Consider the following 16983-nt stretch of genomic DNA (forward strand, 5'->3'; position numbering starts at 1 on the left):
GACCTTTTTCGGCTACGCCGGAACATGCACGACCATTATTGATCAGACGTAGCAATAGGGGCTATATACATGCTAACTCACGCCCTTTCGTCACCTGTTGTAGATAAAAAGCGACCCATGACAAAAGCAGTTTTCAAGTGGGCGGCGGTCGGAGCCGTACTGTTATTGGCTCTATATTTGACTGTCGCACTGTACGCCCAGAACCAGATCGCCTTCGCGCTGCTGTTTCTGGTGGTAATCGGTTCGGCCGCTTATATCTTCAGCAGTCCGAAAGCTTATGCACACCGCTATATTTATCCCTCCATCGCCGGCATGGTGGTGTTTATCATTTTCCCCCTGTTGTACACCGTCGGCATAGGATTCACTAATTACAGCGCCAGTAACCTGCTGTCTCAGGAACGGGTGCTTGAGCAACTGCTCAGCCAGCGTTTCCAGACTGGCGAAGAAAGATACGATTTCAAGCTCTATCCTACGGACGACAAATTTGTCATGCGCCTGGAGAGCCCTGCGGGACAAAGCTGGGCGTCCGCGCCATTCAGTTTCAGTGAGCTGCAGAACCATGCATTGGCGGTGGCCCCGGTCGAGCAGGCGGCGCCGGATACCCAGCCGCTGGCGATCAAAGACGTCATCAAGCTGAAAGAAGACCTGAAAAGTCTGTCCGTCAATTTGGAAGGCGGCGCTTCGTTAAGCCTCGCCGGACTGCGCAACTTCGCGCCCATGCAGTCGCTGTACGGACTGCGTGACGACGGCAGCCTGGTCAATCAACAGACTGGCGTGGTGTATGCGCCGAATCAGGATGTCGGTTTCTATGAAGGCCCTCAGGGCGAAACCCTGTCTCCGGGCTGGACCGTCACTATCGGCTGGGACAACTATGTGCAGGTGGTTACCGACTCCAGCATTCGCGATCCCTTCATCGAGATATTCGTGTGGACGCTGGCGTTCGCCACCATGACCGTTCTGTTTACTCTTGCGGTGGGGCTGGTGCTGGCGAATATCCTGCAATGGGATCAGCTCAAGGGCAAAGGCTTCTATCGCATGATGCTGATCCTGCCCTATGCCGTACCCGCCTTTATTTCCATCCTGGTGTTCAAAGGGCTGTTCAACCAGAACTTTGGCGAGATCAATCTGGTGCTGGAGAATCTGTTCGGCGTGCGCCCGGACTGGTTTAGCGATCCGGCGCTGGCGCGCACCATGATACTGATCGTTAACACCTGGCTGGGTTATCCCTACATGATGCTTTTGTGTATGGGGCTGTTGCAGGCGATTCCCCGTGATCTGTATGAAGCTTCCGCTATGGACGGAGCGACCCCGCTGGATAACCTGTTCCGCATCACCTTGCCGCAGATCATCAAGCCGCTGATGCCTCTGCTGATCGCCAGCTTTGCATTCAACTTCAACAACTTCGTGTTGATCGCACTGTTGACCGGCGGCGCGCCGGATATCATTGGCGCCACCACGCCGGCGGGCACCACGGATCTATTGGTCAGCTACACCTACCGTATCGCTTTCCAGGATTCCGGGCAGAACTTCGGTCTGGCGGCGGCTATCGCTACGGCGATCTTCATCCTGGTGGGTTCGCTGTCGCTGATCAACCTCAAGTTGTCCAAGATAAAGGTATAGGAGCGTTATTATGGCGATGGTGCAGCCGCGTTCAGTGCGCTATCGGGTCTGGGCGACCCACTTTGGACTGCTGTGTTTTATCGGGATCATTCTGTTCCCGCTGCTGATGGTGGTGTCGATCTCCTTCCGCACTGGCAACTTCGCAACCGGCAGCTTGCTGCCGGAGCATCCTTCTCTCGAACATTGGTCGCTGGCGCTGGGCATTCCCTATACCCAGGCGGACGGGACTGTATTGCAGCCGCCGTTTCCGGTGTTGTTATGGTTGTGGAACTCCATCAAGATCGCGGTGATCTCCTCCGCGCTGATCCTGTTACTGTCCACTACCAGCGCTTATGCGTTCGCCCGTCTGCGCTTCAAGTTCAAGGGCGTGATCCTGAAGTCCATGCTGATCTTCCAGATGTTTCCGCCGGTGCTGTCGCTGGTGGCGCTGTACGCCTTGTTCGATCAGATCGGCAACCATGTGAGCTGGCTCGGCATCGACACTCACGGCGCGGTGATTCTCGCTTCGCTGGGGGGCATGGCGCTGCATATCTGGACGATCAAAGGGTATTTCGAATCCATTGACCGCTCGCTGGAGGAGGCCGCCATTGTGGACGGCGCCACCACCTGGCAGGCGTTCCGCTACATCTTGCTGCCGCTGTCGGCGCCCATTCTCGCGGTGGTGTTTATCCTCGCTTTCGTGATGAACATCATGGAGTACCCGATCGCCTCCATCCTGCTGTTGGATGTGAACAACCTGACCCTGGCGGTGGGCGCTCAGCAGTACCTCTATGAGCAGAACTATTTGTGGGGAGATTTCGCGGCGGCGGCGGTGCTGTCCGGGCTTCCCATCACGTTGATTTTTCTTTATTGCCAGAAATGGATTGTGGGTGGACTCACTGCAGGTGGGGTGAAAGGGTAATCGCGCAATCATCCTCTCGTCTTCCAAATTATTCCTTGCGCGTACCCGGCCAGACGGCCGGGTCTTTTTTTGTGCGCCAGTCGAGTTTTTCGAACTGGGTCTGAGTATTCCTCTCCCGCTGTGATAAATTGAATTTCCTGATAAGGAGATTCCCTAATGTTCCCGCGAATTTCGTTAATTATCGCAGCTTTATCCCTGACCGCCGGACTGGGCGGCTGCTCCGCGTTTTCCAAACTGCCGGACTATATGGCGAAAGAAGACGGTCGGCCCCACGGTTATTCCGAGATCGCGTTGCCGGATGGGGGTTATCAGGTCAGTTATGAAACCTACAAGAAATATGAGTTGGTCGAAGTGGAAGAGCTGGCCATTCGGCGCGCCGCGGAGTTATCGGTAGAGCAGGGCGCCAAGGGGTTTGATGTCGAGAATACCCTGTGTTTCAAGGAATACCAGTTCGATAACGTGCCGGAGCAGAATGCGTCCGGGCGCACTGTCACGCTGGCCTCGGCGGCGGGTCCTGTCTCGGTGCCGGTGGATGAGCCCAACTTCCCCGGCTATACCCGCACCTTCGAGGTCAGGAAGTGCTTACTTAAAATCAAGTTGTTGCAGGATCTGGACGCCCCTGGCGAAGGGGGCGGCGCAAGTTGACGCCGCCACATTCGTCACGAGTGAATAAGGGGCAGGCGACGGCGAAATGTCATCAATTGGAAATGGGAATGTTCCATAGTTAAATTATTTGACGTTTTGCCACTTTTGTTCCAGATTTGTATGCATTGTGCGCAGGCGCGAGAGCGGGCCTGCAACCGAATTAGCCAGCGGTTGGCTAGTCACTGACGATAATTGGAGCGTTTGGTTTTCGTCAGTGTGATTGCTACAGGCGCTCGTGACAAATAATGAGATGGTGAGATGAATATTTATGTTGGAAACCTGTCCTATCAGGTAACAGAAGACGATTTGCGGGAAGCGTTTGCGGCCTATGGCGATATCAGCAACGTCAATATCATCCGTGACAGAGATACCGGCCAATCCAAAGGGTTCGGTTTCGTAGAAATGTCCGACAACGGGCAGGCGGAAGAGGCGATTCAGAAGCTTAATGAAAGCAATCTGAAAGGCCGTAACATGAAAGTTAACGAGGCTCGTCCCCGAGAAGAAAAGCCAAAGCGTAATTTCAGACCTCGCCACTAATTTGTCATTGTAAGGAAAATAACCGTTCACCGGCTTAGCCGGGCGGCGATTTTTATTCCTTGCTGAGCGATGCTTTGTAGCAGCCGCTTCCGTTCGTTCTGAACGGGAATTGCGCCGCTAAGCGCGCCTTTGCTTTTCCAAACCCGGCTTAGCGCCGGGTTTTGGCGGTTTTCTTTGTGTCGGACGAATCGTTGGGTCGATGGCTAACGTCTGTTCTGCTTCGGCGGAGAAAGACTGCGTTGGCGGAAGAAGGCGATTTAAATCCGAACCTCAGGAAGTGTAAAGCGGGTGAGCGCCAGGATCAGCGTGTCTGCGTACAGGCTTTCGCGGCTGAGCAACTCTCGGGTCAGCAGTCCGATTGCGCCTGTCTGTTGCTTGCTGTTCTGCGTTCCAAATAACCGGTCGTTGGCTTCTCCCAGCTCCATACCCTGATCCATCATTTCGACCACGGCTTGCGGTAGCGGCAGCGCTGCTGAACGCGCGTAACTGATATCGTCTCCGTGTCCCACCGCCACCCAGGCGACCGCGAACAGTTGGGAGCGAATCCGGTCGACGCCGCCTTCAAAGCTCACCCAGTAATCTGCGGAAGGGTGCGTTTCCCGCGCCGCCTGCACACGGTTCAGGGCGCCTTGCAGGGTTTCGTCGTCGGTGAGAGGTTGGGAAGCGACGCCGGATTCGGTTCCGGCGCCGACGCAGTGAATCTGCGAATCGGGAAAACAACGACTGAAGCCGTTGCGCGCCGCATTAACTTTAACTGGATTGACGGAGGCTACGATGACTTCCATAGACATCTCTCTGTTGCAACAAAATCGCAATTAAAACTTGTTGGTTTGCGGCGAATCAAGCCATATATTCTGTTTAATGACATTCTTGCCAGGGAGAGCAATACCAGCCTGGGATACCACCGTAAGCATCGCAAAGGAGAGATTATGCAGCAGTCCCACATTAAGAACCGGTTGTCCGAGCAACTGACGGAACTCATCACGCGTCTGGAAGAGATTACCCGCGACCTCACCTCTGAACATTCCGCGGACTCAGCGGAGCAGGCGCAGGAGCGGGAGAACGACGACGTGCTGAATGCGCTCAAAGTTGAGACGGAAATCGAGATCAATCAGGTGAAAAAGGCCCTGCAACGGCTACAGCAGGGTGAGTATGGCGTCTGTGTCGCGTGCGGGGAGGAAATTCCCGAGTCCCGCCTGCAGGTGTTGCCTTTCGCAGAGCTGTGCGTCAGTTGCGCCAGCAAGTCTGAATAACCACTTCCTCAGCTTTACTCACAATTACTCCTGGCTGAACTGCTCCAAGGCGCGGTTCAGTTCTTCAGGAGGCAGTTTCATCATCTCGGATATCTTCTGGATCAGCTGCCGATCTCCAGGATTGACCCGCAGACCTTGATGGAAGATGTCATTGGTGGTGAAGATGGCGTTGTCGATAATCGACATAATGGAATGTTCCTGCTCTTCCGACAGTCCCAGGGTATTCAGGGCGAACACCATCTGCTCGGCGGCGTTCTCGGTGGCGCTGATAATTTTGTCCGCCACATCCGAGTAGCGCTTGTCGATATCCTCCAGCACTGTCTGCGCCTTGGACGTCAGTTGCTTGAGCAGGTCCATCTGCAGCTCGGTGGTGCGGCGATCATCCAGCGCTTTTACCCGACTGTCCATGCCCTGCACCAGATAGAACAGGTTGTCCCGCAGACGCCCGCAGCGTTTTTCGTCCCCCAGCGGCATATTTTTCACTAGCAGCGACACCTGGTCGAAGTTGATGAACAGACGACGCCCGGCGGAGTGCAGGCGTCCGGCGTCCTGGAAATGTCGCAGCAGACGGCTTTCCAGATCCCGGGAGAGGCCGTTGGGCTCCATGTTTTTTTCTTCGAAGCGACCGCGAATCTGCAGGCTGCAGCGCACGTCGTAATTATTCAGCGCCTGGAACAGGCGTTGGCCCAACTCGTCGAAGTTATTGCAGTCAGCGGAATCCAGCAGGAAGTTGATATTGACGCCCATGTCGCCGCTGTCAGTCATGGCGGACATGGCGACATCATGAGTGAATTGTAATTGCGACTTGAGCTGGCGGTTGGCGATCAGGTTGATGATGGCTTTGTTGATGCGGGCGATGAACTCTTCCGATGGAGTGTTGGTGGGAATGACGTCATCCGCGCCGGAGTTGAACAGCGCAATGGTGTCTTCGACGCTATTGTCCGAGGTCAGGCATATCAGAGGGGTATCGCCGATCTGGGTATCCTGGCGCAACATGCCGAGGGTCATTTGCGCTTCTTTCAAAGGTTGCTCAACACAGAGAATGATCGCATGCCACTGGCCGCCGTTGATCTTTTCAATGGCGTCGTGCAGTTCGCTTTGTTGCAACTCCAGTAGGCTCAGGCTGGCTGTCTGCAGGGGCTCGGGTAGCGAGCCTATGACTAGACCTGCGTATTTCAAACCCATATGAAACTCCTTGCCGATGATCCGTATTCCGCTTTTTCGCATGGTTATTCCTGAAGCATAGCGCATTTTTTTGGGTTGGCTGCGATGCTCTGACGTTGATCTCTGGAACCCCGGTTTATTTTGATCAGGGTCTATTTTTTAAACGGCGGCGGCAGGTTGTTCTATAGTTATTAAATCCATTTCTAACAGCTTTCCTGGAATCCTATGCTTGCAATGACACGGAACCTGATGGCGAAAGATCCAATCGTATTGGCTACTCTGGGAGCAGGGCTGGCGGCGCTGTGTGGCGGATGGTTGACGTCCGGGCTGCTTTCAGCCGGACTGTTCACGGCCTCCAGTCTGGCGTTTTTCGCCTCCAGTCTGATTTCCGACGGCAAGCAGAATGAAAGTAACGGGGAGCTGGAACGACAGCGACAGAGCAGCGAGCGGGATTTTCAGAGCGCGGTTAAGGAAATCGACAATTACGCCAATGGGCAACTGGCTTCCATCAGTTCCGATAATCGCGATCTGGCGGACACGATCAGTAACAACATCGAGTTATTGGGGCAGGCGTTCGTTTCTTTGAGCGAATTGGCCAACCACCAGAATGAACTGGCCAAAGAAATTTTCGAGCGGATGAAGGGGAAGAAGAGCGACCCCAAAAAAGGCGGTAAGTCTGGCGGCAAGAATGAAATCGGCGATGACAATATCAGCATCGAGTTTTTCGCCAAGTCCCTGGATCAGGTTATCGGGACTTACGTTGACCTCTTGGTCAGCGTCAGTGAGAAAAGCGTGAATGCCGTGCATCGCATCGAGGATATGGTCACCACATCGACCAGATGTTCTCCCTGCTGGGTAATATTCAGGAAATCGCCGATCAGACTGACCTGCTGGCGCTTAACGCAGCCATTGAAGCGGCGCGGGCGGGTGAAGCCGGGCGAGGCTTCGCCGTGGTTGCGGACGAAGTGCGGCGCTTGTCGCGTACTTCCAGCGACCTCAACACGCAGATCAAAGGCAAGGCCAACGAAACCAAAGACGCCATCAGCAAAGTACGGGCGATTGTTGGAGATGTGGCCTCGCTGGATATGAAAGACGCGCTCAATGCGCGCAGCTACATCGACCAGATGCTGCACACCATGCGGGAAGTCAATGATGAAGTGAATGACGCCGTGGGCCGCATGACTCAGCTTACCAAGGAAATCAAACAGTCTGTGGACTCCAGCGTACGCGGCCTGCAGTTTGGCGACATCGCCATGCAGACCTGCGGCCGTATGTTGAGACGGTTGGAGACGCTGAACAACGCCATGCTTTTGCAGTCGGAAGTCTGCGGCAAAAGCGCCCAGCATGCGGATATCGGCAAGATCAGAGAACGTTTGGACTCCCTGCACAACGACACCAGCAAGCACGGCTCCGCCAAGGCGGCGGAATCCGGCGCCGATATAGAGCTGTTTTAAGTTAGAGATTCGGCTCAGGGCCTGAGTCGACGGGTCCAAAACGCCAGCGAGCGCGTAGATGGAATTATCAGCAGGCAAATGGCGCCGCCATGTTTGCCTGCAAGCGACAGGGCCTGCGCAGATCAGGCCTGTCACCCGCGGCTTGTCGCCGCGCAGGCGCATTCATGCGTCTGGTGATTATCATGACGACGTCGTCGTCAGGTTAATCCGTCAGATCAATCTCAGGGAACAGGGCGTTATGACAATAGAAACCAAAGTCACCTCGGACGGCGCCGCCGTCACTATCTACATTCGCGGACGGTTTGATTTCAGCGTGGTGAACCAGTTCCGGGAAGCCTATGAAGCTCACAAGCAGAAGAAGCATTTTTATATCGACATGCGACAGACCGAGCACATGGACAGCTCGGCGCTGGGCATGCTGTTGAATATGCGCAGCTATCTGGGCTCCGATGCAATCAAGATTGATATCATCAATTGCTCACCCGGCATCCGCAAAATTCTCGAAATTGCGAAATTTGACAAGAAGTTCGCCATTAGCTGAGCCATTGCCGCCTAGTGAGGGAGATGGGTATGAATATTCTGGTGGTGGACGACGATATGTACAGTCGTCAGCTCATGGGATTCGTATTGGAGGAAGGCGGCCACAAGTGCGAGTTCGCGGAGTCCGGCGAACAGGCGCTGGAGATCTGGCGCAAGCAGGGCGCGGACGTGGTGCTCATGGATGTGCTGATGCCGGGCATGAATGGTTATGAAGCGGCGCGCATTATCAAAGAGGAGGCGGGACAGGATCATATTCCCATCGTTTTTCTGACTGCGTTGGATGATGACCGGGCTCTGGTGGAGTGCCTGTCCATCGGCGACGACTTTCTCGGTAAACCGGTCAACTTCGTCACCTTACAGGCGAAAATTCGCGCTCATTCGCGAACCTTGGCGCTGAACCGGCAAGTGGTGGAGCAAAACCGCGAACTGGCCTATTTCCATACCAAGGTGCAGGCCGAGCATGAAATGACCCAGCACATCATGACGGCGGCGCTCAAACTCAGCGCCAAGGATGTGTACGGCGTTCGTTACCACTGCACCGCCCGCTCCACCTTCAACGGCGATCTTGTGTTGTTGAAAGAAAAACGCGACGGCGGCGCCTATGTACTGGTGGGGGACTTCACCGGCCACGGGCTGGCGGCGTCCGTCGGTTCTATTCCCGTGGCGCAGGCGTTCAGCACTATGTGCGAACGTAATCTCTCGGTCAGTGAGATTTCCCTGGAGTTGAACAAGATCCTTAAACGCTTTCTGCCTCCCACCATGTTTTTCGCCGCCTGCCTATTGGAGATCAATCCCAACCGCAGCAAAATCGAAGTATGGGCGGGCGGCCTTCCGGACGCCTTTATTGTCGGCGGGGACAACAAAATTCGTCGCGTGATTCATTCCGCCCATATGCCGTTGGGGATCATGGACATGGAGGAGTTTGAGTCCTGGACGGAAGTGATCTCCGTCACCCCTCAAGACCGACTGTATCTCTACACGGATGGCATCACTGAATGTCCCAATATCGCCAACGAAATGTTTGGTGAAGAGCGTCTGCGCCAAGTGCTGGAATCTGGCGAGGATCATCTGTTTGACGCCCTGATCGCGGCGGTGCATGAGTTCAATGACGACCCGGACTTACAGGATGATTTGTCCCTGGTGGAGCTTAAATGCGCGCCGCCGCCCGAGACGGTCAGCGACATGGCGCCTGATCAGGATGCGAAGGGGGAGGAGACGTCGCCCACCTCTAATCTTCCTGCGTTCCATTTGGAGTTGCGCTGGGGACCGGAACAATTACGCGATTCCGACCCACTGATGATATTGCGGCAGTGGTTGGGCAGTCACGCCGTAGTGCGTAACAACAAGGAAGTTGTGTTCATGGTATTGGCGGAGCTGTTCAACAATGCGTTGGAGCATGGCGTATTGGGACTGTCGTCCTCATTGAAAGACGGTGATGAAGGCTTTGACCGCTATTATCAGGAACGTGTGGCCCGCCTTGAGAAGCTTGAGGACGGTTACGTCAGCCTCCAGGTGCAGTTGTCCAACACCCACCCGGCGAGAATGAGGGTGATGGTCAGTGATAGCGGGCCCGGGTTCTCTATCACGGTTGAGGAGCTGGATTGCAACGATGAATCCTTCGGTCGCGGTTTGCCGCTCATCAAAGCTTTGTGCACGGATTTTGAACTGGACGGAGAAAACGCCACTGTCAAAGCGTTGATCGAACTGGATTGAGCGCGCGGGGCGGCCTTATGGTCGCCTCAGCGGTTAGCGGTGCGCAGCGCCGAGCCGACTTCGAGTTGCTCCAGCCAGTCCAGAAAGCGACCCACGTCGTCATCCTTGAAAATGCGTCCGTGTTGCGGCGCCATGTATTTGATGTCCAGCCGCCGCACGCGGCTGACCCAGTCGTTCTTGGCGGTGTTGGATGGCATCCAGCGCTTGTGGAAAAGCTCCATATAACGGGTATGCTCCTTGAAATTCTCCACGAACAACGGCGGTTGTCCCGGCTCCAGGGAGGCGCCGATATCGCCGCTCATCAGAATCTTGAGCTCAGGATCGTAGACGTTGAAGTTGCCGGAAGAGTGCATGTAATGAGCGGGAATCAGCTGCAGATTCACGCCGTCCAGCTCCAGCACGCCGCCTTCATCCGGCAGGGCGACGTATTCGATATGGCTCATGCCGAAATGGCGGATGAAGCCTTCCCACAGCCAGGGCGCATGCAGGCGCGCCTTGGGCAGCGCCTGATCCCAAAGGCCGAGAGAAGAAATGATGTCGGGGTCCTGATGGGAGGCGAACAGATCGGTGATCTCATGGATCGGCGCCCAGTCCAGCGCGCACGCCAGCATGGCGGAAAACAGCTCGATGCCGCCAGGCTCCAATATCAGTAAACGGCGGTCAGTGCGCACCATGTATTGATTGGTGTCGATAATTTTCTGGGGTTTGCCTGTGTCTCGGCCGCAAATAATCCATTTATGGCGTTTGCCCTGCCAGAGTGCTTCGGAATGCATGGACGCTGTTCTCCACCTGTCTGCTGCTGGAAGCGCAAGACTGCGCGCGTTTCCGCATTGTTATCATTTAACGCCTGCTGCATTCCGAGGCTGGTTGGCGTCAGTTCAGCAGGCCCATCAGGCGCAGACCGATTGCGATGCGTTCGCTGATGCGTTCGGCCGCGTTTTCTATATTTTCCGCAATGGTGAACAGGGACTCCTGAAACGGTCCTGCCCGGGACGCCTCGATACGACAATTGGCGACGATAGACTTGAGGGCGCGGGTGCAATCCCGGATCTCGGTTAACAGCTTGCGCACGCTGCGGTAATAGCCGTTGGTTTCCTCCTCCAATTGCGTCTGGTCTTTCAGATTGCGCTGAAGAATCTCCCGCAACTCCTCTGACTTCTCCTCGTTGGCGCGCATGGATCTGTTCAGCGCCGAGGCGAATTTCTGTTGATTCATCAGCTTGACGGCGCTGCGGGACAACTCTCTGGAGGCGACGCCGATATCCGCGGCGCAAACCATACTGCGGGCGGCGATCTCCTCGATGAATTGGGTGATGCCGCTGAAGCCTTGCCCCCATTCGCCGGCGCGAGCGGTGATGGCCTGGGCGTTTTTGGAGGAGATGGCGATGAGCTTGGCGTAATGTATGGTGCTTTTCAGCTCGCTTGCCAAGGTCGCAGAAGCGACGAAACGAGGAATAGCGCGGCCTTCGTACTGACGCACAAGATCGTCAATGTCTTCCTGTTTCAGTACATTGAGTTCAGCCATTATCGCGGATCGTCCGTTCCTGATCTTTTCTTCAATTAAAGCGGAAGATTTCGCTTTTACAACTTACAGAGCCTCACGGTGAGGCCTTTCGCGACCCTTTGGAGAAACTGTTGCGTCTCGCTTTCTTTGTTCCTGTGATTTTTAAATATGCTGCTATGCTTTTATTTCAGGTTCCGGTTAAGTTTTGAGCCGTTATTCTGTTTCAGCCGTATAAGACAGTAATCTGAGTTAGTTCGGGAAACCTGACTGGTTTATTGCGCACAATCAAAAAAGTGTTGGGGACTATATGGCAAAGATACTCGCAGTGGATGATTCCGCCTCCATGCGCCAGATGGTGACGTTCACACTCAAGGGAGCCGGTTATCAGGTGGATGAAGCCGCCAATGGCCAGGAAGCGCTGAGTAAAGCGAAATCTGGAAAATACGATCTGGTTATCACCGACGTCAACATGCCTGTCATGGACGGCATCTCCCTGATCAAAAACCTGCGTGCTGAAGGCGCTTACAAATTTACCCCGTTACTTATGCTGACCACCGAGTCCGGCGCGGATAAAAAAGCGGAAGGCAAAGCGGCGGGCGCGACCGGATGGATCGTCAAACCATTCAACCCGGACCAACTGGTCGCCACGGTAAAAAAAGTCTTGGGATAGCCGGTTTACGCTGGCTTAGGAGAGACGCATGAGCATGGACCTCTCTCGCTTTCACGATGTCTTTTTTGAAGAAAGCTTTGAAGCCGTCAACACCATAGAGGCGAGTCTTCTGGAGGTGGATCTTGACGCACCCGATCCAGAATCAATCAACAATATTTTCCGCGCCGCTCACTCCATAAAGGGAGGAAGCGCTACTTTCGGATTTTCCCAAGTGGCTGCCTACACTCACGTAATGGAGAACTTGCTCGATGAAGTTCGCGCTGGCAAACGTCGCTTAACCCAACCCATTGTGGACGTGTTGCTGGAGTCCGTAGATGCGCTGCGCCTGCTGCTGTCCTCCGCGAAAGCCGGCGAGGATATCCCCGAAGAGGAATTCGCTCAGCATAAGTCCAAGCTGGAAGCCATTTCCAAGGATCAATCGTCATTAACGATGTCCAGTGCGACGTTGACCAGCGACGCAAGCGCTCCTGTTGCAGAATCAGCAGGCGGGGACGATGGCGTCGGCGGCTGGCGGGTGGTGTTCACACCGCATAAGGAGATGATGCAGCGTGGCAACGATCCCTTGCGTCTGGCGAAAGAAATCGCGTCCCTGGCGGAAAGCGACGCGGAGATTGAATGCGACATCAGCACATTGCCGGACTGGGAGCACTTTGAACCGCTGAACAGCTATCTGGGTTGGACCGTGAAACTGCGTAAACCGGTGGATAAAGCCGCCATCGACGACGCTTTCGCCTGGGTCGAGGACGAGTGCGACATGGCCATTGTCCCCATTCCTAAAGCCCAAGCAGCGCCGACGCAAACGGAGGCGGAGGAACCTGCAGAGTCCTCGGAGCCTGTACAAACGGCGGAGAAAAGCGCTGCGCCCGCCGCGGCTAAACAAGCCAAGCCCGCAGTGGTGGCGGAAAGCCAGTCTATCCGCGTCGACCTGGACAAGGTGGATGCGCTGATCAACATGGTGGGCGAACTGGTCATCACTCAATCCATGCTCAACATGCTGAGCGAGGATGAAGCCTTGCAGGGCATGGAGAAACTGCTGCAGGGATTGACCCAGTTGAAGCGCCAGACCCGGGCGTTGCAGGAAGGCGTCATGCAGATCCGCATGCTGCCGATTTCCTTCTGCTTCAATCGCTTCCCGCGCATGGTGCGGGACCTGAGCCGACAGTTGGGCAAAGACATTGAACTGATGCTTAGCGGGGAAAATACCGAGGTCGACAAGACTGTTATTGAAAAGATCACTGATCCCCTGGTGCACCTGGTGCGCAACAGCGTCGACCATGGTATTGAAAACCCGGCTGACCGCGTCGCCAAGGGCAAGCCCGAATATGGCTCCGTCTATCTCCGCGCCTATCACCAGGTCGGCAATATCGTTATCGAAGTTGAAGATGACGGCAAAGGCCTCGACCCGCAGGTGTTGCTGTCCAAAGCCAAGCGTAAGGGACTGATCGCTGGCGATGCGATCCTCAGCGAAGCGCAGATTTTTGAACTGATTTTTCTGCCTGGTTTTTCCACCAAGGAAGAGGCGAGCGACCTGTCCGGCCGCGGCGTCGGCATGGACGTGGTGAAACGCAACGTGCAAAGCCTCGGCGGCAGTATTCAGGTGGAGTCGGAACTGAACCGGCGCACCCGCTTCACTATTCGATTGCCTTTGACCCTCGCCATCATGGACGGCCAGCTTATTTCACTGGGCGAAGAGCTCTACGTGATTCCCCTGGTCACCATCATCGAGTCTTTGCAACCGGACCCCTCCATGATCAACCGGGTGGCGGGCGCCCATGAGACCATCAAATTGCGCGGCGCCTATCTGCCAGTGCTGCGGTTATCGGAGGCGCTGGACGCGTCGCAGAATGAAGGCGAAAAACCCAAGCCGCTTATGGATGGCATTATTGTGATCGTCGAGCATGAAAGCCGGCGTTTTGGTTTGTTCGTGGATGAGCTGCTCAGTCAGCAGCAAATCGTCATCAAATCCCTCGAAGAGAATTACCGCCTGATTCCTGGCGTATCGGCGGCCACCATTCTCGGAGACGGCAGAGTCGCGCTGATTCTGGATGTCGGCGGCCTGTCGCAACTGCAAAAAGATTCGGAAGTCAGCTATGCAGATGCAGGTTAAACAACCCCTTGAAGAAGAGCAGGATGCGGAGCATCAGGCGGAACAGGAAGACGAATATCTGACCTTCAGTCTGGCGGATGAAGAGTACGCTGCGCCTATCATGCTGGTGAAGGAAATTCGCGCCTGGGAGCCGGTGACGCGGGTGCCCTACGCGGAGCCTTGGGAATGCGGTCTGATCAACGTACGCGGCGCCATCGTGCCGATCATTGATCTGCGCAAACGCATCGGACTGACCAAGCTGGAATACAACAAACACACCGTTGTGGTGATGTTCGCCTTCGACTCTGGAGGGCGGGAGCGGGTGCGCGGCGCCGTCATCGACGCGCTCAACGATGTGGTCCGCTTTCCCTCCCGCAAAATCCAGCCCTCGCCGGAATTACGCAAACGCAAAGCGACGCAGTTCGCCCAGGGCGTTGTCGAATATGACGGTCGCATGATCGTGATGTTGGACTTGATTCGCGCTTTGGGAATGGACATTGAGAAAAGCGCGTAAATGCAGGATGCAAATCAGAATAACTTTGGGATATCGGGGAATGACATGACGTTAAAGCGTACTTTATGGCTTGCAGGAGCAGCCGTCGTCGTTATTTTCGCTGTAATCGTAACAGAATTGGTGGTGCAGAACCGCTCCACGGTTTCCAATCAGAATCAAATGGAGCGCCTGACCGAGGTGGTTCGGGTGCTGGGTAACCTGGATATGCGAAGGGAAGGCGTCCGCGGCGCCACATATAACTACGCCTATGGCCTGGAAACCTCCAATCAGGCTTTGCTGGAAGAAGCGCGCAAGGATTACGCGAACTTTGAAACAGCGATTCGCAGAAATGTGGAGACGGTGCAGAATACCCAAGTGTCGGAGAAAATCTCGGATGCGATGGAAGCAGCGGTTCCCAGCATCGACGCCTTTCTCACCGCCGCCGAGCAAGTGTTGCAGAGTAGGGATATTGCGACTTTGCATGCAAACACGCCGGTATTCGGCCGCGAGTTTGATGCGCTGGAAACTCGCACCATGGCGATGAAAGAGCTGTCGAAGTCGGAGCGCGAACGTATTTTGCAAGGTAACCACCAGGAGATAAGTACGACTTTCGCCACGGTGCTGGGAACGGTCATTGTCGGTTTGATCATTATCGGCGTCGGTCTCTGGCGCTTTGGGCGCAACTTGCTGGCGACACTGGGCGAGGAGCCGGCGGTATTGGAGAACGCCGCGGTCACCATCAGCGCCGGCGACATGGAAGCGCAGATGACGCAAGCAGGAGGGGTCTACGGCAAATTGCGGGAGATGCGCAATGAACTGAAAGAGCGCATAGACCGGGATCGTCAGCAATTGATCATCACCACGCGCCTCAAACAGGCCATAGAAACCACCTCCACCGCTTTGATGGTGGCGGATGAAAACTTCAACATCGTCTACGCCAATCCCGCCGTAAAAAGGGTGTTGAAGGAAGCGGAGGGGCAAATCAAAAAGAAACTGCCTCACTTCAACGCCGACAAGCTCGAAGGCGTTTGCATAGACACCTTTCACAGCGATCCATCCCATCAACACCGCCTGCTCCGGGAGTTGCGCAAACCTTATGACGCCAGTCTGCAGTTGGGCGACGCCTATTTTGATCTGACGGCAGGCGCCATCCGTAGCGAATCCGATGAGGTACTGGGCTTTGTGGTGGAATGGCGCGACATGACGGCGCAGGTGAATACCCAAAGGGAAGTGCAGCGCATTGTGGAGTCCGCGCGCAGTGGCGATCTGGATGTGAAGGTGGATCTGACGGACAAGAAAGGCTTTTTCTTGTCCCTCGGCGAAGGCCTGAATGCGTTGATTGATGTTATGGACGATGTGCTTGGCGACGTCGGCAAGGTCATGGAGGCGCTGGCGGACGGAGAACTGCAAGGTCGCATGCGGGACGATTACGAAGGCCGCTTCGCTGCGCTGGCGGAAGCGGTGAACGGCAGCATGGTGCGGCTGGCCAATATCGTCACCCAACTGATCCAGAGCAGTGATTCTGTAAAGGCGTCCAATCAAGAAATTTCCATAGGTAACAGCCAGCTGTCGGAAAGAACGGAAAAGCAGAGTTCCAGCCTGGAGGAGACCGCCTCCAGTATCGAAGAGTTGTCCAGCAACGTCAGCAATACGGCGGACAATGCGCGGCAGGCTGATCAACTGTCTAGCCTCACTCGCAACACGGCGACGGAAGGCGGCGAAGTCACTCAGCGGGCGGTGAAGTCGATGCGGGAAATCAACGAAGCCAGTCGCAAGATCGCCGAGATTATCAGCGTCATCGACGATATCGCCTTCCAGACCAACCTGCTTGCTCTCAACGCCTCGGTAGAGGCGGCCCGCGCAGGCGAACAGGGGCGCGGTTTCGCGGTGGTGGCGACGGAAGTGCGTAATCTGGCGCAGCGCAGCGCCACTTCAGCGAAAGAAATTAAAGACCTGATCGAAGACAGCGTGAAGAAGGTGCAAGCCGGCTCCAACCTAGTGGATGAGTCAGGCCAGAAGCTGGAAGAAATTATCGGCAATGTAAAAAAAGTGGCGGATTTGATTTCCGACATTGCTGCAGCGACGGAAGAACAAAGCTCCGGCTTGGATCAGGTCAATCAGGCGGTGATGGAGTTGGATGAGATTACCCAGCAAAACGCCGCTCTGGCGGAAGAAACCGCGTCATCGGCGGAGTCCTCCCTGGAAAGCGTAGAGCAAATGGCGCAACTGATGTCCTTTTTCAAAGTACGTGCGAGCGCGGAACACCAGCCAGCGAAGACGTCAAAATCCAAACTGGCGTCTATACCGGAACCGGTGGCGCGCCAGTCCAAGCAGCCCGTCGACAAGCCGAAAACGGATGGTGGAGAGGACGATTGGGAAGTGTTCTGAAGACGCATTTTCCTGT

Annotated in this window: 16 protein-coding genes and 1 pseudogene; 12 read left to right on the plus strand and 5 right to left on the minus strand. The window is 55.3% G+C overall.

Annotation, left to right across the window (positions count from 1 at the left end; translation table 11 throughout):
* Positions 1 to 69 precede the first annotated feature (69 nt).
* From malF to EUZ85_RS04400, 4 genes are all read left to right on the plus strand, one after another.
* Positions 70 to 1620 carry a maltose ABC transporter permease MalF gene (gene malF / locus EUZ85_RS04385; RefSeq protein ID WP_127968100.1) on the plus strand — a complete coding sequence of 517 codons (1551 nt, stop codon included), beginning with the start codon at positions 70 to 72 and terminating at the stop codon, positions 1618 to 1620.
* Between the two features lie 10 nt (positions 1621 to 1630).
* Positions 1631 to 2521 (plus strand): maltose ABC transporter permease MalG, encoded by an 891-nt coding sequence (gene malG, locus EUZ85_RS04390; RefSeq protein ID WP_127968101.1) that lies wholly within the window; start codon positions 1631 to 1633, stop codon positions 2519 to 2521.
* Positions 2522 to 2677: 156 nt separating this feature from the next.
* Positions 2678 to 3166, plus strand: coding sequence for a hypothetical protein (locus tag EUZ85_RS04395; protein ID WP_127968102.1), 489 nt, complete (start codon positions 2678 to 2680; stop codon positions 3164 to 3166).
* A 258-nt stretch (positions 3167 to 3424) separates the two neighbouring features.
* Positions 3425 to 3703 (plus strand): RNA-binding protein, encoded by a 279-nt coding sequence (locus EUZ85_RS04400; RefSeq protein WP_011394431.1) that lies wholly within the window; start codon positions 3425 to 3427, stop codon positions 3701 to 3703.
* Positions 3704 to 3960: 257 nt separating this feature from the next.
* Here the strand turns inward: EUZ85_RS04400 and yjjX are convergent, their stop codons facing one another.
* Positions 3961 to 4488: an inosine/xanthosine triphosphatase gene (gene yjjX, locus EUZ85_RS04405; protein ID WP_206617995.1), complete on the minus strand. Its 528-nt coding sequence runs from the start codon at positions 4486 to 4488 to the stop codon at positions 3961 to 3963.
* A 144-nt stretch (positions 4489 to 4632) separates the two neighbouring features.
* Between yjjX and EUZ85_RS04410 the strand changes: the two genes are divergently transcribed.
* A complete protein-coding gene (locus EUZ85_RS04410; protein WP_127968104.1) occupies positions 4633 to 4956 on the plus strand; it encodes a TraR/DksA C4-type zinc finger protein in 324 nt (107 codons plus the stop codon).
* 24 nt (positions 4957 to 4980) lie between these two features.
* Here the strand turns inward: EUZ85_RS04410 and EUZ85_RS04415 are convergent, their stop codons facing one another.
* Complete coding sequence (locus tag EUZ85_RS04415; RefSeq protein ID WP_127968105.1) at positions 4981 to 6141, minus strand: two-component system response regulator; 1161 nt, start codon at positions 6139 to 6141, stop codon at positions 4981 to 4983.
* Positions 6142 to 6678: 537 nt separating this feature from the next.
* Positions 6679 to 6927, minus strand: coding sequence for a hypothetical protein (locus EUZ85_RS04420; protein WP_129498712.1), 249 nt, complete (start codon positions 6925 to 6927; stop codon positions 6679 to 6681).
* A gap of 53 nt (positions 6928 to 6980) precedes the next feature.
* Between EUZ85_RS04420 and EUZ85_RS04425 the strand changes: the two are divergent.
* The 3 genes and pseudogenes from EUZ85_RS04425 to EUZ85_RS04435 all read left to right on the plus strand — a co-directional run.
* Positions 6981 to 7574: pseudogene (locus EUZ85_RS04425) on the plus strand (methyl-accepting chemotaxis protein); the annotation flags it as partial.
* A 58-nt stretch (positions 7575 to 7632) separates the two neighbouring features.
* Complete coding sequence (locus EUZ85_RS31540; protein WP_241566953.1) at positions 7633 to 8115, plus strand: STAS domain-containing protein; 483 nt, start codon at positions 7633 to 7635, stop codon at positions 8113 to 8115.
* Positions 8116 to 8144: 29 nt separating this feature from the next.
* Positions 8145 to 9827 carry a fused response regulator/phosphatase gene (locus EUZ85_RS04435; RefSeq protein ID WP_127968107.1) on the plus strand — a complete coding sequence of 561 codons (1683 nt, stop codon included), beginning with the start codon at positions 8145 to 8147 and terminating at the stop codon, positions 9825 to 9827.
* 26 nt (positions 9828 to 9853) lie between these two features.
* Here the strand turns inward: EUZ85_RS04435 and EUZ85_RS04440 are convergent, their stop codons facing one another.
* Together EUZ85_RS04440 and EUZ85_RS04445 are read right to left on the minus strand one after the other, a co-directional pair.
* The gene (locus tag EUZ85_RS04440) at positions 9854 to 10600 is read right to left on the minus strand and encodes an MBL fold metallo-hydrolase (RefSeq protein WP_127968108.1); all 747 of its coding nucleotides are present in this window, start codon (positions 10598 to 10600) and stop codon (positions 9854 to 9856) included.
* A gap of 100 nt (positions 10601 to 10700) precedes the next feature.
* Positions 10701 to 11351: a hypothetical protein gene (locus tag EUZ85_RS04445; RefSeq protein WP_127968109.1), complete on the minus strand. Its 651-nt coding sequence runs from the start codon at positions 11349 to 11351 to the stop codon at positions 10701 to 10703.
* 286 nt (positions 11352 to 11637) lie between these two features.
* Here EUZ85_RS04445 and EUZ85_RS04450 point away from each other — a divergent pair, with 286 nt between their 5' ends.
* From EUZ85_RS04450 to EUZ85_RS04465, 4 genes are read left to right on the plus strand one after another with little or no spacing between them, the layout of a single operon-like run.
* Positions 11638 to 12000, plus strand: a complete 363-nt coding sequence (locus EUZ85_RS04450) for a response regulator (RefSeq protein WP_011394441.1) — start codon at positions 11638 to 11640, stop codon at positions 11998 to 12000.
* 28 nt (positions 12001 to 12028) lie between these two features.
* Positions 12029 to 14107, plus strand: a complete 2079-nt coding sequence (locus EUZ85_RS04455; protein ID WP_127968110.1) for a chemotaxis protein CheA — start codon at positions 12029 to 12031, stop codon at positions 14105 to 14107.
* The gene (locus EUZ85_RS04460) at positions 14091 to 14600 is read left to right on the plus strand and encodes a chemotaxis protein CheW (RefSeq protein WP_127968111.1); all 510 of its coding nucleotides are present in this window, start codon (positions 14091 to 14093) and stop codon (positions 14598 to 14600) included. Before EUZ85_RS04455 ends, EUZ85_RS04460 begins: the two co-directional genes overlap by 17 nt.
* A 45-nt stretch (positions 14601 to 14645) precedes the next feature.
* Positions 14646 to 16967, plus strand: coding sequence for a methyl-accepting chemotaxis protein (locus EUZ85_RS04465; protein ID WP_127968112.1), 2322 nt, complete (start codon positions 14646 to 14648; stop codon positions 16965 to 16967).
* Positions 16968 to 16983: the final 16 nt, after the last annotated feature.

This window comes from Hahella sp. KA22 (assembly GCF_004135205.1).
Taxonomy (GTDB): Bacteria; Pseudomonadota; Gammaproteobacteria; order Pseudomonadales; family Oleiphilaceae; genus Hahella.

What these genes read in the sequence shown, in the direction of transcription:
- EUZ85_RS04465 (WP_127968112.1), top strand. Translation starts at nt 14,646, where the DNA reads ATGACGTTAAAGCGTACTTTATGGCTTGCAGGAGCAGCCGTCGTCGTT.
- malG (WP_127968101.1), top strand. Translation starts at nt 1,631, where the DNA reads ATGGCGATGGTGCAGCCGCGTTCAGTGCGCTATCGGGTCTGGGCGACC.
- EUZ85_RS04435 (WP_127968107.1), top strand. Translation starts at nt 8,145, where the DNA reads ATGAATATTCTGGTGGTGGACGACGATATGTACAGTCGTCAGCTCATG.
- EUZ85_RS04460 (WP_127968111.1), top strand. Translation starts at nt 14,091, where the DNA reads ATGCAGATGCAGGTTAAACAACCCCTTGAAGAAGAGCAGGATGCGGAG.
- EUZ85_RS04415 (WP_127968105.1), bottom strand. Translation starts at nt 6,141, where the DNA reads ATGGGTTTGAAATACGCAGGTCTAGTCATAGGCTCGCTACCCGAGCCC.
- EUZ85_RS04445 (WP_127968109.1), bottom strand. Translation starts at nt 11,351, where the DNA reads ATGGCTGAACTCAATGTACTGAAACAGGAAGACATTGACGATCTTGTG.
- EUZ85_RS31540 (WP_241566953.1), top strand. Translation starts at nt 7,633, where the DNA reads ATGGAATTATCAGCAGGCAAATGGCGCCGCCATGTTTGCCTGCAAGCG.
- EUZ85_RS04400 (WP_011394431.1), top strand. Translation starts at nt 3,425, where the DNA reads ATGAATATTTATGTTGGAAACCTGTCCTATCAGGTAACAGAAGACGAT.
- EUZ85_RS04450 (WP_011394441.1), top strand. Translation starts at nt 11,638, where the DNA reads ATGGCAAAGATACTCGCAGTGGATGATTCCGCCTCCATGCGCCAGATG.
- EUZ85_RS04395 (WP_127968102.1), top strand. Translation starts at nt 2,678, where the DNA reads ATGTTCCCGCGAATTTCGTTAATTATCGCAGCTTTATCCCTGACCGCC.
- yjjX (WP_206617995.1), bottom strand. Translation starts at nt 4,488, where the DNA reads ATGGAAGTCATCGTAGCCTCCGTCAATCCAGTTAAAGTTAATGCGGCG.
- EUZ85_RS04410 (WP_127968104.1), top strand. Translation starts at nt 4,633, where the DNA reads ATGCAGCAGTCCCACATTAAGAACCGGTTGTCCGAGCAACTGACGGAA.
- EUZ85_RS04455 (WP_127968110.1), top strand. Translation starts at nt 12,029, where the DNA reads ATGAGCATGGACCTCTCTCGCTTTCACGATGTCTTTTTTGAAGAAAGC.
- EUZ85_RS04420 (WP_129498712.1), bottom strand. Translation starts at nt 6,927, where the DNA reads ATGCACGGCATTCACGCTTTTCTCACTGACGCTGACCAAGAGGTCAAC.
- malF (WP_127968100.1), top strand. Translation starts at nt 70, where the DNA reads ATGCTAACTCACGCCCTTTCGTCACCTGTTGTAGATAAAAAGCGACCC.
- EUZ85_RS04440 (WP_127968108.1), bottom strand. Translation starts at nt 10,600, where the DNA reads ATGCATTCCGAAGCACTCTGGCAGGGCAAACGCCATAAATGGATTATT.